Source organism: Thermomicrobium sp. 4228-Ro (assembly GCF_026241205.1).
Lineage (GTDB): Bacteria > Chloroflexota > Chloroflexia > Thermomicrobiales > Thermomicrobiaceae > Thermomicrobium.
Window position 1 is genome coordinate 415,894 of sequence record NZ_JAPFQM010000006.1, and the last position, 15,631, is coordinate 431,524.

A 15,631-nucleotide genomic window follows, 5' to 3' on the forward strand; every position below is an offset into this window, starting at 1 on the left:
TCGCCTCACCCGTCCTCCGTTGTCAAGGTACGTCGCTGCTCTCATTGTAGGCCCATCCGCTCCCGTGTCAAGCCCGCCCCACCAGCCGACGGAGCGGATGCCCCAGCCGCTCGGCTGCCCTCCGCTCCGACGAAACCGGCCGGCCCCATCCGGGCAGCTCAGCGAGCGACCGGTCGAGCCGCCTGCGCGACCGGGGCGTCCGCCGGCCAGCGCAGGTGCGGGATGACGTGGCGCCCGTAGGCCCGGATGAACGCTTCCTGGTTGCGTCCCACGTTGTGCACGTAGATCTCGGTGAAGCCGAGGTCGATGAGGTGCTGCAGGTACTCGCCGTGCCGGTCGAGGTCGGCCGAGATGAGCACGCGCCCCTGGAAGTGCTCGGGCCGCACCAGCCGCGCCATCGCCTGGAAGTCCTCGGGATTGCGGATATCTCCCTTCGGGAACGCCATGCCGCCGTTCGGCCACTCGCGCAGCGCGTTCTCGAGCGCCTCCTCGTCGGTCTCGGCCCAGGAGACGTGCACCTGGAGCAGGCGCGGCATCCGGCCAGGATCCTTGCCCGCTGCCCGCGCACCCTCCTCGAAGCGGGCCAGCAGCAGGCGCAGCTTCTCGTCGCTGGCGCCCGGCGTCAGGATGCCGTCGCAGAGCTCGCCGGTCTTCTTGGCCATGTACGGCCCGGCCGTGCCGACGATGACCGGCGGGGGCACTGCCGGCAGGGTGTACAGCTTGGCACTCTCGACTTTGAAGTACGTCCCCTCGTGCCGGATCACCTTGCCGGTGAAGAGCTTCTGGATCACCTGGATCGCCTCGAGGAGCATGCGGATCCGCTCGGCCGGCTCCGGCCAGTAGCGACCGACGATGTGCTCGTTGAGCGCTTCTCCCGCACCGAGCCCCAGCCAGAAGCGCCCGGGGAACATCGCCTCCAGCGTCGCCGCCGCCTGAGCGACGACCGCCGGGTGATAGCGGTACCCGATCGGTGGCGTGACACCGGTGCCGAAGCGGAGCCGCGTCGTCGCGCCGAGCGCGCCCAGCCAGGCCCAGACGAAGGCGCTCTGCCCTTGCTCCGGTGTCCAGGGATGGAAGTGGTCGGCGGCCAGCACGCTGTCGAACCCCTCCTGCTCGGCCAGCTGGCACCAGCGCAAGAGGTCGCTCGGATGGAACTGCTCGAAACTCGCCGAATAACCGAGCCGGCTCATCGCACCACCTTCCCTGCCGCGCGTCTCTCGTCGGCTCGCTGCCTCCGGCCTGAGTATGCTCGCAGCGAGCGAGCCGAGCGAGTGCCGAGAGGAGCGAGGCGATGTCCGACGCGCAGACCGAGCCGACTGCGACGACGCTCTGCGTGCAGGCGGGGCTGGAGCCGACGCCGAGCGTGACCGAGCCGCTCGCGCCACCGATCTGGCCAGCGGCAGCCTTCGCCTACCCCGACCTGGAGACGATGGAAGCGATCCTAGCCGGTGAGCAGCCCGGCTTCGTCTACGCCCGGTACGGAGTGCCGAACCACCTGCAACTGGAGCGAGCCCTGGCCAGGCTCGAGGACGGGGAAGCGGCGGTCGTGACGGCGAGCGGGATGAGCGCGATCACCGCGACGCTCTTCGCGCTGACCGCGCCCGGCCAGCGGGTGGTCGCCGACGTCGCCGTCTACCGCGGTACGCAGCTGCTCCTCGAACACGACCTGGCGCGTTTCGGCGTGACGGTCGAGCTCGTCGATTGCGGCGACCGCGCAGCCGTCGAGCGCGCCCTGGCCACACCGGCCCGGCTCCTCTGGGTGGACACGCTGACCAACCCGACGCTGCGGGTGCGCGACCTCCCCCAGCTCGCCAGCCTGGCCCGCGCTGCTGGCGCGCTGCTCGTCGTGGACAATACCTTCGCGACGCCGTTCCACTGCCGGCCGCTCGCCTGGGGCGCGGCGCTGGTCGTGCACTCGACGACCAAGTCGATCGGCGGACACCACGACGCGAGCGGCGGCGCGGTGATCGGCCCGGCCGAGCTGGTCGAGCCGATCCGGCGCCAGGTGATCCGGTTCGGCGGCCGCGGTGGCGCCTTCGATGCCTGGCTGATCCAGCGCGGGCTGGCGACGCTCCCGCTCCGGGCCGCGCGGAGCAGCGCGAGCGCGCTCGACCTGGCGACCCGGCTGGCGAGCCACCCGGCCGTCCGGCGGGTCTCCTACCCGGGGCTACCGGGCCACCCGGAGCACCAGCTGGCCCGGCGACTCCTGAGCGGCGGCTTCGGGGCCGTCCTGGCTTTCGAGCTGGCTGGGGGCGAGCCAGCGGTCCGGCGCTTCCTGCGCCCGCTCCGTCTCGTACGGTTCGCCGAGACGCTGGGCGGGACGGTGACGACGGTCGTGCACCCAGCGACGACGTCGCACCGGGCGCTCGCCCCCGAGGAACGGCGCGCGCTGGGTATCGCGGACGGGCTCGTGCGGCTCTCGGTCGGGCTGGAGGATCCAGCCGACCTCTGGCGCGACCTCGCCCAGGCGCTGGCGGCAGCCAGCTGAGGCAGGTCAGTCGCGCACGCTGGCGCGCTGGCGCAGCTCCTGCCAGTCGGCGAGCGCGGCAGCCCGGTCGTCGGGTGTCTCGCGCTCCGCGTAGCGGGCGAGGAGGTAGCGTGCCGTGAGGTCGGTGAAGGCGGGCGACAGGTGCGGGAACGACTGGGCGACTCGCCGGGCGAGGGCGAGCGGCGTCTCGCTCGGGCGGCGGGTCAGCCCGCGCGCCGCGAGGAGAGCCAGCGCCGCCCGGTAGGCGCTGCGCACGTCGCGCGGGCGAGCGAGACCGCGGCGCAGCGCCGGGCCGAGCCGTCGTGAGCGCCGCCAGCGAGGGAGAAACCCCGACCGGTCGAGCGGGATCCGCTCGCGCGCCTCGCTGGCGGCTGGCGCTCCGGGCGCACGCCGGAGGCGGCGGACGGAGCGAGCGACCAGGCGGGCGAGCAGCACGAGCAGGGCGCCACCGGCCAGGACAGCGAGCCCCTGGACGAGCCAGCCCGGTATGGGGAGCGTTGCCAGGACGTCCTGCGGGCGGAGGAGTTCCGGCAGCGCCGGTAGGCTCGGCGGCGGGCCCGGTGCGCCCGGTCGCGCCAGGAGGCGCAGTACCCAGGCGAGGAGGCGGACCGTCCACCAGACCACCAGTGCGAGAGCGACAGCGAAGGTGACCAGCACGGCGACGACGAGCGTGAAGAGCCAGGTGACCGCCTGGGCGATGCGCGGCCAGAGGGCCGGACCAGCTGCCAGGCTGGCGAGCGCGCCGGCGGCGAGGATCGCCCCGGCGAGGACGAGCGACCGGACGATCCAACCTACCGGCGTCCCGGCTTCCGGATAAGCGAGCCGCACTGCCTGCGCCTGGACGAGCGCTGCGGTGAGGAGCCGGAACAGGAGGAGCGAGGGAACAGCGAGCGCCAGACGGTCCCAGGCGGCTTGGGCGGCCGCCCCGCCGCTCAGCGCGGCGACCAGCGTCGCGCCACCGACCGCCGCCGCGTCACGGAGGACAGCCCAGCGGAGGTAGTCGCCCTGGAACGGGAACGGCTCATTGGCCAGGACGAGCGCGCGCCACCAGGCGAGCGCGCTCAGGAGGGCGAGCCCGACGGCACCGGAGTCGAGCCGGAAGAGCGCAGGGACATACCCCCAGAACGGCTCCCCGGTATGGCGTACCGCCCACCAGCTCCACGTCCAGAGGAGCCAGCCGCCAGCGGCCAGCAGGCGGGCCCAGGCGAGGTCGGCCGTCCGCGCGAGCACCGTACGGGCGAGGACGAAGGCGACCAGCCCGGTAGCGGCCAGCGTGAGCCAGCTGGGCACGGCGGCTGGCTCGGCCTGGGAGAGGACTGCGAGCCAGGCGACCCAGGGTGCGACGGCCAGCGCCTCAGCGGCAGCGGCACTCACGGTGAGCGCGAGAGACAGCGGGTCAACGCGCCAGCGCACCGTCGGCCTCCAGCTCGTAGACCACGAGCCCGCGCCGGGTGGGGAGCCCGGCCTCGCAGGCCACCGCGAGGAGCGCGATCCCGTATCCCTGGCGCCAGAGCGCCAGCAGCGTCCGCCGGAGCGGGTCGGTGACCAGCGCCGTCACGACGACGATGGTCGAGCCACCCGGCAAGAGACGCGCTTCGGTGGCGAGCAGCGCCTCGAGGCGGTAGCCCGTGTGCGGGACCAGCATGGCGAGCGCCTCCAGCACCCGCTGGAGCTGGCGCGGGTGGCGGCTGGGCGGCACGCGCACGATCCGCTCGCCACCGACCAGTGGTGCGTTGGCCCAGAGGCCGACCGGGAACCCCTGGTCTGTCCCCCAGGCAGCCAGCGAGGCAGTGAGGGAGATCGCCCATTCGAGTTCGCCGGGGCGTACCCCCTCCCAAAAGTGCTCGAAGGTGTTGACGTCGAGGAAGAGCGCGAGCGCTGGCGCAGCCGTCCGCTCGAGCAGGCGCGTCTGGAGTTCACCCAGTCGTGCGGTGGCTCGCCAGTGGACCTGCCGCGGCGAGTCACCCGGCTGGTAGGGACGGACACCCTGGATGCGGAGCGGATCCTCGAGCAGCGGGCGCAGCGGCACGGCATCGCCGAGCGGGCGTTCGGCCGGGAGGCCGAACGATTCGACCGGCCGGATCTCCGGGTAGACGAGCAGCGTCGCACCGGCTTCCACCTCGAGCCGGGCTCTCGCCAGGCCGAAAGGGTCGCCGGTCGTCAGCACTGCGGGACCGAGCCGGTAGAAGCCACGGCGTACCGCTCGGCCAGCGTAGCGCCGCACGACCCGTTCCGCTGCACCGACCGCGAGCAGCGTGCGGAGGACCCGGCGCTCCGGCTTGGGCGAGGGGCCGAGGGGCACATCGGGTACAGTGAGCGCAGCAGGCAGTTCCTCGACGACCTCGACCCAGGGAAGCGGCAAGAGCTTGGCGTTCTCGATGACGAGGCTCAGCGTCACCGTCTCGCCGGGGAAGACGCGCGGCGGATCCACGCTCCGCCGGTAGCGGACACGGGAGAAACCGAACCTGCGCCAGAGCAACGCGAGCGTTAGGACCGCTGCGACGGAGAAGGCGACCAGGGCGAGGACCGGCCGAGAGAGCGCCACGCCAGCCAGGCCGAGCACCAGTGCAGCGACGAGCGTACCGGGCAGGACTTCCTCGCGCTCGAGCGGGACGACCGACGGTGCACGCTCCACGGTCAGGCGCCTCCGACGGGTTCCTCGACCGGGACGGGTACCTCCTCGAGCACCGCGCGGACGACACCTTCGCCGGTCGTGCCGTGCAGGGCGGCTCGCGGGGCGAGCGTCAACCGGTGCGCGAGCACGGGGACAGCGACCGCCTGCACGTCGTCGGGGAGGACGTAGCCGCGCCCGTCCAGGAGCGCCCGCGCCTGGGCCGCGCGAGCCAGTGCGAGCGTGGCGCGCGGGCTGGCACCGAGCTCGACCTCCTCCCGCTCGCGGGTGCGCCGCGCCAGTGCGACGAGGTAGTCGAGCGTCGCTTGTCCGAGAAAGACGCGCCGGCTCTCCTCGATCGCCGCAGCGAGCTCCTCGGGGCGGGTCACCGGATCCAGTTCGACCAGCGGGTCACCGGCGAGGAAGCGGCGCACGATCGCGGCCTCGTCCTCCGGTGACGGATAGCCGAGACGCACGCGCATCGCGAACCGGTCGAGCTGCGCTTCGGGTAAGGGGAACGTCCCCTCGAGTTCGATCGGATTCTGGGTGGCCACGACGAGGAACGGTTGCGGCAAGCGGTAGGTCTCGCGCTCGACCGTCACCTGTCGCTCCTCCATCGCCTCCAGCAGGGCCGCCTGGGTACGGGGCGTGCCGCGGTTGATCTCGTCGGCGAGCACGACGTTGGCGAAGACCGGCCCGGGATGGAAGACGAAGGCCCCGCGGCCCGGCTCGTAGACGAGCGAGCCGGTGACGTCGGCCGGCAAGAGGTCGGGCGTGAACTGGATGCGCCGGAAGACACCGCCGATCGCCTGGCAGAAGGAGCGGGCGAGCTTCGTCTTGCCGATACCGGGAACGTCCTCGACCAGGACGTGGCCACCGGAAAGGACAGCGACGAGGAGGAGCTCGACGACCTCACGCTTGCCGACGATCACCCGCTCGACGGTATCGCGGATGCGGTGCAGGAGCGCCTGCAGAGCGTGGACGCGCTCGAGCGGGAGCGGTTCAGCTGGGGGACGGAACGGCGCAGTCACCGAGAGACCCCCTTTCCCAAGAGCCGAGCAGCCTCGGCACGGATACCAGCGGCGGGGTCAGTCGCCAGGACAGTTTCGAGAACGGGTCGAGCACGCTCGGGGTCGATCGCCCAGAGCGCTGCCAGGGCAACGCGGCGCACCGGCACGGCACCGGAGTGCACCACTGCGACCAGCGCCGGGAAGGCGGCGGGATCACCGATTCGGCCGAGGGCAGTGACGATCGCGGCCTGCACGTCGATATCGCGCGGTCGCGCTTCGAGCGCGGCGAGCAGCGCAGGAACCGCCGCACGCACGCGCCGCTGGCCGAGGATCCACGCACAGGTCTCGGCGATATCCGGCCGTGGGTGCCGAAGTCCCTCGATCGCGGTCATATCGTAGCGCTCGACTCGCTGTTCGCCCGGCATCGCGGACGCTCCCATCCTACACCGTTCCAGTCGACCAGCGCTCGTGCGCACCGGCCGCCGGCACGACACCGACGAGCCGGACGACCGCACGGAGCCAGCTCGCTCGCTGCGCGGCCGTCAAGGTACCGTGGAAGCGGTAATCGTGCGCGGCCACGAACACCGCGAGATCGTCGAGCAGCGCTGCGAGCTGGTGGCGCCAGTCGGGGTGGTCGGCAGTAGCAGCATGGCCGAGACACGGCTCGAGCGGGATATCGGGGGACGGCGACTGCCAGAACACGTGCAGCCAGGCCCAGAGACGGCCACGGCCAGGTCGCTCGGCGAGACAGGAAGGGCACAGGGCGGGGAGCAGCGCCGGCCGCGGGAGGTACCACGGGCGGCGACCGACCTCGTTGGCGAGGGCCTCGAGACGCGACCGAGCGTGGCGCTCGCGTCCGACCCGAGCCTGCCAGGTCGACCAGGGAAAGTCCGGAAGCAGCCCACCGAGTGCTGTCGCGTGCTGCTGGCAGAGGAGCGCGGGCGCATCGCGCAGCAGTGCCGGATGCTGACGGGTCAGCTCGGCCGCGGTCGCGAGGAGACCGTCCTCAGCGCTGGCCAGCCACGCGCAGACGAGACAAGCGGCACGAGGGCGAAGCCACCGGTCGAGCGCCGCCCGGTCAGGGCACGAACGGAATACGTCGCGCAGGATCCGCTCGAGCAGGATAGCGACTCCGAGGTGACTGTGGACGGCCGCACCGGCCGGTACGAGCGCCCAAGTGTGTTCCCAGCAGAAGCCGCGGGACACTGCGAGCTGCTCGGCCGTGATCGGATCGTTGACATGTTCCCAGAGTAGGGCGGGGAGCAGGCGACGCTCTTTTTCCTCGAGCAGGCGGCAAAGGGGACAACCCGGCACAGCGAACGCCTCGCGCAGCGTCGCCGCGAGGTAGCGATCGAGTGCCGGACGCGATGCCTGCCCGGTGAGGCGACGGAAGCGTTCCAGTGCTCGCGACGGGAATCCCTCGACCATCGTGCTCCCCAGAAGAGCGAAAGCCTCTGCCGACCCGATCTGGATCGACAGAGGCTATCAGCCGAAGACCGGCAGTTCGGTGGCGCGTGCCACCGGGTGAGCCTCATCACCCTCGTGCGTTCAGTATAGCAAAAGCACCGTCCCACAGGCTGTGACGCAACGCGTTCTGCGTCCCGGGCGAGTTACCCGTACCGAGGATCAACGCGCCTCGCTGGCGGCTGGACCTTCCTCGACGAGGTGCGTCAGCCCGAGGAAACGGGCCGCATTGTCGCGCAGGATCTTCGGCCGCACCGTGTCCTTGATCGGCAGCTCGGCGAACTCGCGGAGCCAGCGGTGCGGGGAGAGCATCGGAAAGTCGGAACCGAAGAACACCTTGTCCTGGACGAGCGAATTGGCGTAGCGGATGACGCTCTCCGGGATGTACTTGGGGGCCCAGCCGGAGAGGTCCATGTAGACGTTCGGCTTGTGGCGCAGGATGGCCAGTTGCTCCTCGTGCCAGGGCCAGGCTGGGTGAGCCATGATGATGCGCAGCTCCGGGAAACGCGCGGCGATATCGTCGATGTAGGGGATGGGGCGGCCGTACTCGAGCCGGATACCGGCGCCGCCAGGCTGTCCGGCACCGGCCATCGTGGTGCCGCTGTGGAACAGGACGGCCAGGCCAAGGCGAGCGCAGGTTTCCCAGAGGGGGAAGAAGCGGGGCTCGTTGGGAGCGAAGTCCTGGACGGCGGGATGGAACTTGATGCCCTTGAGCCCCAGGTCGGCGCAGCGCTCCACTTCGATGATAGCCGCCTTCCCTTTCCAGGGGTCGACCGTACCGAAGCCGATGAAGACGTCCGGGTGCTTGGCGACCCACTGGGCGATCTCCTCGTTGGACGCCTTGAGGCCAGTCCGTGTCTCGTCGTCGATATCGAAGATGACGGCCATGCCGTTGAGTTCGCGGTACATATCGGCCATCGCAGCGGGGTGGTCGCTGAAACCCTCGGCAGTCACCGGGACATAGCGATCGCGCTCCCAGACCTTGGCGTGGTCACCAGTGCGAACGTGGACGTGGATATCGATGATCTCGATCCGTCGTGAACTCGTCACCGTGTCGACCTCCTCGAATCGTCCCCTGCTCTGTATCCAATCGCTCGCCTTACCCTCGCGGGCAACCGGCTGCTCGCGTTCCTGCAATCCCAAACGGTTCGGCGCTCGCCGGTGCGCCAACGGCAGCATCGAGACTCACAAACTCCGCGGGGCGGCGAGACACACCTCCAGCGGATGCTGCGGCTATACCAGCCGAGACGGCGAGAACCGTGCTACCAGGTAGTCACGGGTCGCCGCAAAGCGCCCGATCGAGCGTCCGTGGCAGGCGACCGGCACCACCGGGTGCTCCTGCCGTGGTCTCACTTTAGCACGAACCTAATCAGCCGCTCAAGGAAGCGGGACGATACTGGACACGAGACGAGCGGGAGGGGGACACCCGCAGACATCACTGCACCAAACGCGTTCGGCTATGAAGAACGGAGCAGCTTGACGCGACGAGAAGCCACAGCTATTTTATGCGTGAACAAAGTGTGCCCGATCCGGCCATGCTCGACCTTTTCCCGTGGGGAGGCGAGGAGTTTCGAGCGTTCACAGCGATCGACTCGTGGACGAAGCGGTGCCGAACGAGGCGGGAGGACGCGCGGTATGAACCTCGATACGCTGACCATCCGGCATGTACTGCTCCGGACCCAATGCTACTTCCCGCGGTCCGAGATCGTCGAACGGATCGGCGAGGGGCAAGTCCGGCGCTTCCGGTATGCCCAGCTGGCCGAGGAGGCCCTGCGCCTGGCGACCGCGCTCAAGCAGCTCGGCGTCGGCCAGGGTGACCGGGTGGCGACGCTGCTCTGGAACACCTGGCCGCATCTCGTCGCGTATCTGGCGATCCCCAATATCGGTGCGGTGATCCACACGCTCAACCTGCGCCTGCATCCCAACGACCTCGCGTATATCGCCAACCACGCCGAGGACAAAGTCCTGATCGTCGAGGAGTCGTTGCTCCCGCTCTACGAGGGGTTCCGCGACAAGGCACCGTTCCAGCACGTGATCGTGGTCGGGGACGCCTCGAAGGTCGCAGGTGCACTGTCCTACGACGACCTGATCCGGACCCACGAGCCGGACCGGAACGCGTTGGCCGACGTACACTGGGACACGCCAGCGTTCCTCTTGTATACGTCGGGGACGACCGGCCGGCCGAAGGGCGTGCTCTACGTCCACGCGCAGCTGGCGCTGGCAGCGCTGGCGCTTACCTCGACGATCACCTATTACGTGAGCAAGGACGACTCGATCGTCCTCTCCGTCCCGATGTTCCACGTGGCGAGCTGGGCGTTGCCGTACGCTGGCCTGGTCGTGGGCGCCAAGATGGTCCTCCCGGGCCCGCACCCGCAGCCGGTCGACCTCCTGAACCTGCTCTCCGACGAGCAGGGTACCTTCGTGGCCGGTGTCCCGACCGTCTGGCACGACGCCGCCAACCTAGTCGAGAAGTACCCCGGACGGTGGACCTTCTCGCCGAGGCTGCGACTCATCCTCGGTGGCAGTGCCGCGCCAGAGGCGCTCATCCGCCGCTGGCAGTCGTTCGGCGTGACGGTGATCCACGGCTGGGGCATGAGCGAGGTACTGCTCGGACTGCAGTCGCACGTCAAGCTGGAGGACTTCCCGCCCGAGGAGCGGATGCAGTGGCTGCTCAAGCAGGGGATGCCCTGCCCGTTCGTCGAGGCCAAGGTCCTCACCTTCGACGGCAAGGAAGCACCCTGGGACGGACAGACGATGGGCGAACTCCTGGTGCGGGGCGCCTGGATCGCCGACTCATACTACCGCGGCGAGAGCCCGGACTCGTTCGTCGACGGCTGGCTGCGCACCGGTGACGTGGCAGTGATCGACTCCGAGGGGTACGTCAAGCTGGTCGACCGGATCAAGGACGTCATCAAGTCGGGCGGCGAGTGGATCAGCACGATCGAACTGGAGAACACGCTGATGAGCCACCCGGCGATCGAGGAAGCGGCTGTCATCGGCGTGCCGCACGAGCGCTGGCAGGAACGACCGATCGCGGTCGTCGTCCTGCGTGAGGGCCAGTCGGTCACCGAGGAAGAACTGAAAGAATACTTGCGGGAGCGGTTCGTCCGCTGGTGGGTGCCGGACGCGTTCGTCTTCGTCGACGAGCTTCCGAAGACGTCGACCGGCAAGCTCGCCAAGGCGACGCTCCGCGAGCGGTTCCGTGACTGGAAGTGGGAGGAGAGCAAGTGATCGAGAAGATCGGTGTCCTCGGCGCCGGTTCGATGGGTGCGGCCGTCGCCGCGCTCGCTGCCTCGGCCGGGCTGGAAGTCATCCTGCTCGACGTGAAGGGACAGGACGATCCAGCCGGCCCCGCGCGCCGTGGGCTGGAGCGAGCGGCCAAGCAACGAGCCTTCCTCGACCCGGCGGCGATCGCGCGGGTGCGGTTCGGCAACGTCGAGGACGACCTGGGGCTCCTCGCCGACTGCGACTGGGTGCTCGAGGCGATCATCGAGAACCGCGGAGTCAAGCGCGACCTCTTCCGCCGCCTGCACAGCGTCCTCCCGCCGCAGACGATCGTGACGACGAACACCTCGACCTTCACGCTCCAGCAGCTCCTGCCGGAGGAGCTGGCGAACTGGCGGGAGCGCTTCTTCGTGACGCACTTCTTCAACCCGCCGCGTGCTCTCCTCCTCTGCGAGGTGACGGCCTTCCCGGAAGGCGAGACGGAGCGCTTCCACGGCTTCGTTCGCTTCCTCGAGCAGCGGCTGGGACGCCGCGTCCTGCTGGTGCGCGACACGCCAGGATTCGTGGCCAACCGCTTCGGCATCTACGCGCTCGTCCATGCCGTCCGGCTGACCGGCGAGCTGGGGCTGGCACCGGAGGACGTGGACGCGTTGACCGGCCCACTGCTCGGGCGGCCACGGTCAGCGACGTTCCGCACGATCGACCTCACCGGACTCGATATCCTGGTCCTGGGGACGCGGAGCCTGCAGGAATCGACCGGCGACGATTACGCGGTACCGGACTGGATCCTCGACCTCTATGAGGCGAACCGGCTCGGCGACAAGACAGGGGGCGGGATCTTCCGGCGCGAGGGCGACCAGCAACTGACCTACGATCCGGTACTGCGCGCCGATCGACCAGCCCGCCCGGCGGCGGTTCCCGGTCTCGAGGACCTGCTCCGACAACCGTTTCCCCAGCGCTTGCTCGGTGCGCTGGAACTGCCGTCCCCCTACGGCGACTACGTGCGGCACCTCCTGGGCCGGACGTTCGGGTACGTGCTGCTGCGGACGAAAGACGCCGCGCGCGACATCGCGAGCGTCGACCGGGCACTGGAGTGGGGGTTCGGCTGGGCAGCCGGGCCGTACGCGCAGATGCAGTTCCTGGGTCTCCCGCGCGTTCGGGCGCTCATCGCGGAAACCGGCCTGCCTGCACCGGAACTCCTGGATCTGGCCGAACGGCACGGTGGCTTTTTCGTCGATGGACAGGTGCTCGATCCAGTCACCGGCGACCTCGTCCCCGAGGAACAGCTCCCGTCGACGCGCCGCACGCTCCAGATCCGTGTCCGCGAGGCGCTCGACCGGGAGGGGCTGCGCGACCTCGGCGACGGTGTGCTGGCGCTGCGTGTGCGGTCGCTCGCTGGGTTTCCCGAAACGCTGGAGCGAGCGCTCGCCCACTGGCCAGCGGCACTGGTCCTGGTACCGACCTTCGAGGGACTCGGTTACCCGTACGGTGAACTCCTCGAGCTGGCCGAAGCGGGGAACTGGGGAGAACTCGAAGCGCGCCTCGCCCAGCTGCAGCAGGTCCTGCGGACTGTCGCCAGCGCGCCAGTGCCGGTCGTCACCGCACTCGACGGCGAGGCACGCGGTGCTGCGACGACACTGGCCCTCTGGAGCGATGCGACCGTGGCCTACCTGACGGCCGCGACCGGTTTTCCGGGCATGAGTGCTGGTCTCTTGCCGGTCGGCGCGGCGGTCGCTCTCCGCGTGCGCAGCGAAGCGCGCGCGAGCACGCTCGCGACTCCGCTCCGCGCCGAGCTGGGTACGGCGAACGCGCTGGCGGGGCTCCTCGCGGCCGAGCGGGTCGACTCGGCAGCGCGGGCTGGTGCCCTGGGGCTCCTCGGTGACCGCTGGCTGGTGACGGTCGATCGCGACGGGCTGCTCGAGGCAGCAGCGGGACTGGCGCGAGCACTGGCGCGCAGCGTGCCAGCGCGCCCGTTCGCGCTCGGCGAACCGCTGGCCGAAGCAGGCGAGAGGCTCGCGGTCGGGCCGAAGCTGGCCGAGCTGGAACCGGCCGCCCGGCTGGTCATCGAGACCGTCGCGCGCGCCCTGCGACGTGCCGGGAACCTGGACGACCTCCTGGCAGCCGAGCGTACGGCCGTCCTCGACGTGTTGCAGCGAGCGGAGGCGCGGAGCCAGGCCGGCACGACGCTCCAGGCGCTGACCGCACCGCGCCGCTGAGGTGGAGGGAAAGGGGAGCGAGGATGGAACGGATCGTCGAGGAACGCCGGGACGGGGTCTTGCTGCTGCGGCTGAACCGCCCGGAGAAACTGAACGCGATCGACGAGCAGATGCTGCGCGAACTGTGCGCCGCACTCGAGGAAGCACGCCTCGACGATGCGGTGCGAGTCGTCGTCCTTACTGGGAACGAGCGCGCTTTTTCCGCTGGGGCGGACATCGACGGCTTCGCGAACGTGACCGTGGAGGAGCTGGCGACCAGCCGCTCCGACCTTCCCCAGTGGGACATCATCCGGCGATTCCCCAAGCCGCTCATCGCGGCTGTCGCGGGGATCGTCTTCGGTGGCGGGCTGGAACTGACGCTGGCTTGCGACATCGTCGTCGCTGCGCAGACCGCCCGGTTCGCGGCGCCGGAGATCCGGATCGGACTCATTCCCGGAGCCGGTGGAACGCAGCTCCTGACCCGGCGGTTCGGCAAGTACAGAGCGATGGAACTGGTGCTGACTGGCCGGGAGTTTTCGGCCGACGAGGCCGAGCGGTTGGGACTGGTCAACGTGGTGACGCCGCCGGAGGAATACCTCGACCGGGCGCTCGAGCTAGCGCGACAGATCGCGCAGCACTCGCCCGCAGCCGTACGAGCGGCGAAGGCGGCGATCGTGCACGGGCTCGAGATGCCGCTCGACGCGGCGCTGCGGTTCGAGCGCGAACTCTTCCTGCGCGTCTTCACGACGCCGGAGGCGCAAGGCGCGATCCAGGCCTTCCTCGAGCGCCGGCGCGCCAAGCAGCAAGGCGGCTGAACACTCCGACTCCGCGCGACGCGGGAGAGGGAAGGGATGGGCGTCGACCGGGCAACCGCATGGTGGCCCGGTCGGCGTTCGCGCGGCATCGCGGCCGAGGAGAGTCCGGCTCAGAAGCGTTCGACGTACCAGGCGAACCGGTCGAGTGCGAGGTGACCATCGATCTCGATACGCGGCTCGGACCAGCGACGCTCGCGCGTCCAGCGCGTCCCGCCCCAGGCGGCCATCGCCCCGCGATAGCCCGTCGTGGCGACGACTGCAGCGACCCGGCTGTCCCAGTCCCCGCCTGGATAGGCGAAGAAGCGCACCGGCTCACCGAGCCACTGCTCGAGCTGCTGGCGGCTGGCGAGCGCTTCCCAGCGAAGCGCGCCGTCGCCGAGCCGTGTCAAGGCACGGTGCGTCATCGAGTGCGAGCCGACCTCGTGCCCCATGCTGCGGAGCTCGCGCAGCTCCGCTGGGCCGAGCGCACTCCGGCCGGGAACGACGAAAAAGGTCGCCGTCATGTTGCGTACGGCGAGCGCGCGGGCAGCGGCGAGCTGGCTCCGCGTGCCGTCGTCGAACGTGATGACGACCGCCCGTTCGGGAAGCGGGCCATCGGCGAGCAACGCTTCGAAAGCCTGCACGAGCGAGACCGTCACGTAGCCGTTGGCGAGCAACCAGTCCAGCTGCTGCTCCAGTCGCCAGAGCGGGATGCGGTAGCGGGCAGCCGGCTCGCCGACGTCGTGGTACACGAGCACCGGCAAGCGGAAAGAACGCGGGAAGAGCGCCGGATCGTAGTCCGGTACGCCGTCCTGCCGGGGAACCGGCCTCGTGTCGATACCATCGCGCAAGGCGAGTTCGGCGCCCAGGCGGCCGAACTGGACTTCCCAGAGCGTGCCGAGCGCCTCGGGGTGCCACTCGAAGCGGGCGCGCTCGAAGTACTGGACGGTGAAGGTCTGCCCGGTCACCGGGTCGACCTCGCTGAACTCTTCGGAAATCGGGTAGCCGAAGACCGGTAGCCCACCGTTCCGCAGCCAGAAGCGGAGGAAGCCGTAGGAGAGGAAGTGCCCTGTCTCGGGGAAGAAGCGGCGGAGCGGCGTATCGGGAGGTCGCGTCTCGAGAGAGAGCGGTGCGAACGCGGGATCGGTTCGGCCGGCGGTGAGGCGCGCAGCGACACGGGTGAGTTGCACCGGGCAGTCCGTCTTTCCCAGGCACCCCAGCGGCGCCTCCACGCGAGCGCGCTCGAAGCACTGGACGAGTAGCCCCTCGCGCTCCTGCGCCTCGCTGAGCGGGTAGCCGAAGATGCGGAGTCCACCATGGTTGCGCCAGAAAGAGAGGAACGGCTCGGCGAGATGGTGGCCGGTCGCTGGGAAATAGACGATCGAAGGTGCCGCCTGGGCGCTCGCTGCTTCGAGCCGTCGAGCGGCGAGCGAGACGAAGAGGCCGAGCACCGTCAGGCCGACCAGCCACCGCACCGCGACGTCTCCCTCCTTCGAGCCCTCATGCCGAGGGCGGCGACCCCGAGGGAAGCGACCCACTGTTTCTAACGGACGAGGCGCGTCGGCAGTTTCGGCTCGACCGCATGTTCTTTCGCCGGCCCTGGCGGGGCGGCTGGGTCAGGCACGCCTGCCCCGCCGGGTCACGCACGCGTGCCCCCTACCGGGACGACCGTGGTCGATCGGGTGCCGGTGGGCGATCGGCAGGTGACCGTCGGCGACCGGCCACGCCTGTTTCCCATGGAGGGGCGCGGTGTGCCGCGCCCGCGGGGATACCCCTCACCCCGGCTCGCTGGCGCGGCACCCCGTCCACGTTTTCTCCGTAGGGGCGACGCGTGCGTCGCCCGA

The 15,631-nt window shown here is 70.2% G+C and carries 12 protein-coding genes and 1 riboswitch; of the genes, 4 read left to right on the plus strand and 8 right to left on the minus strand.

The window, feature by feature from the left end:
- Window positions 1–158 precede the first annotated feature (158 nt).
- Window positions 159–1,190 (minus strand): TIGR03557 family F420-dependent LLM class oxidoreductase, encoded by a 1,032-nt coding sequence (locus OO015_RS11485; protein WP_265941405.1) that lies wholly within the window; start codon window positions 1,188–1,190, stop codon window positions 159–161.
- A 101-nt stretch (window positions 1,191–1,291) separates the two neighbouring features.
- Between OO015_RS11485 and OO015_RS11490 the strand changes: the two genes are divergently transcribed.
- Window positions 1,292–2,488 carry a trans-sulfuration enzyme family protein gene (locus tag OO015_RS11490; protein WP_265941406.1) on the plus strand — a complete coding sequence of 399 codons (1,197 nt, stop codon included), beginning with the start codon at window positions 1,292–1,294 and terminating at the stop codon, window positions 2,486–2,488.
- A 6-nt stretch (window positions 2,489–2,494) separates the two neighbouring features.
- Here OO015_RS11490 and OO015_RS11495 read toward each other — a convergent pair whose 3' ends face one another.
- The 6 genes from OO015_RS11495 to OO015_RS11520 form a co-directional block, all read right to left on the minus strand.
- The gene (locus tag OO015_RS11495; RefSeq protein ID WP_265941407.1) at window positions 2,495–3,901 is read right to left on the minus strand and encodes a DUF4129 domain-containing protein; all 1,407 of its coding nucleotides are present in this window, start codon (window positions 3,899–3,901) and stop codon (window positions 2,495–2,497) included.
- On the minus strand, window positions 3,885–5,123 hold the full coding sequence (locus tag OO015_RS11500; protein ID WP_265941408.1) for a DUF58 domain-containing protein: 1,239 nt from the start codon (window positions 5,121–5,123) through the stop codon (window positions 3,885–3,887). The genes OO015_RS11495 and OO015_RS11500 overlap by 17 nt, the downstream gene beginning before the upstream one ends.
- A 2-nt stretch (window positions 5,124–5,125) precedes the next feature.
- Complete coding sequence (locus OO015_RS11505) at window positions 5,126–6,130, minus strand: AAA family ATPase (RefSeq protein ID WP_265941409.1); 1,005 nt, start codon at window positions 6,128–6,130, stop codon at window positions 5,126–5,128.
- Window positions 6,127–6,534 (minus strand): HEAT repeat domain-containing protein, encoded by a 408-nt coding sequence (locus OO015_RS11510; protein ID WP_265941410.1) that lies wholly within the window; start codon window positions 6,532–6,534, stop codon window positions 6,127–6,129. Before OO015_RS11510 ends, OO015_RS11505 begins: the two co-directional genes overlap by 4 nt.
- Before the next feature lie 16 nt (window positions 6,535–6,550).
- Window positions 6,551–7,537, minus strand: a complete 987-nt coding sequence (locus OO015_RS11515; protein WP_265941411.1) for a hypothetical protein — start codon at window positions 7,535–7,537, stop codon at window positions 6,551–6,553.
- A gap of 41 nt (window positions 7,538–7,578) precedes the next feature.
- Window positions 7,579–7,657, minus strand: a riboswitch (Fluoride riboswitch).
- 78 nt (window positions 7,658–7,735) lie between these two features.
- Complete coding sequence (locus tag OO015_RS11520) at window positions 7,736–8,752, minus strand: amidohydrolase family protein (protein WP_265941412.1); 1,017 nt, start codon at window positions 8,750–8,752, stop codon at window positions 7,736–7,738.
- A 456-nt stretch (window positions 8,753–9,208) separates the two neighbouring features.
- Between OO015_RS11520 and OO015_RS11525 the strand changes: the two genes are divergently transcribed.
- Genes OO015_RS11525 through OO015_RS11535 form a run of 3 tightly spaced genes read left to right on the plus strand, consistent with a single transcriptional unit; the run spans window position 9,209 to window position 13,808 of the window.
- A complete protein-coding gene (locus tag OO015_RS11525; RefSeq protein ID WP_265941413.1) occupies window positions 9,209–10,804 on the plus strand; it encodes a long-chain-fatty-acid--CoA ligase in 1,596 nt (531 codons plus the stop codon).
- On the plus strand, window positions 10,801–13,014 hold the full coding sequence (locus OO015_RS11530) for a 3-hydroxyacyl-CoA dehydrogenase NAD-binding domain-containing protein (protein ID WP_265941414.1): 2,214 nt from the start codon (window positions 10,801–10,803) through the stop codon (window positions 13,012–13,014). Before OO015_RS11525 ends, OO015_RS11530 begins: the two co-directional genes overlap by 4 nt.
- Window positions 13,015–13,037: 23 nt before the next feature.
- Window positions 13,038–13,808, plus strand: a complete 771-nt coding sequence (locus OO015_RS11535; RefSeq protein WP_265941415.1) for an enoyl-CoA hydratase/isomerase family protein — start codon at window positions 13,038–13,040, stop codon at window positions 13,806–13,808.
- A 110-nt stretch (window positions 13,809–13,918) separates the two neighbouring features.
- Here the strand turns inward: OO015_RS11535 and OO015_RS11540 are convergent, their stop codons facing one another.
- Window positions 13,919–15,262, minus strand: a complete 1,344-nt coding sequence (locus OO015_RS11540) for a polysaccharide deacetylase family protein (protein ID WP_265941416.1) — start codon at window positions 15,260–15,262, stop codon at window positions 13,919–13,921.
- Between the last annotated feature and the right edge of the window lie 369 nt (window positions 15,263–15,631).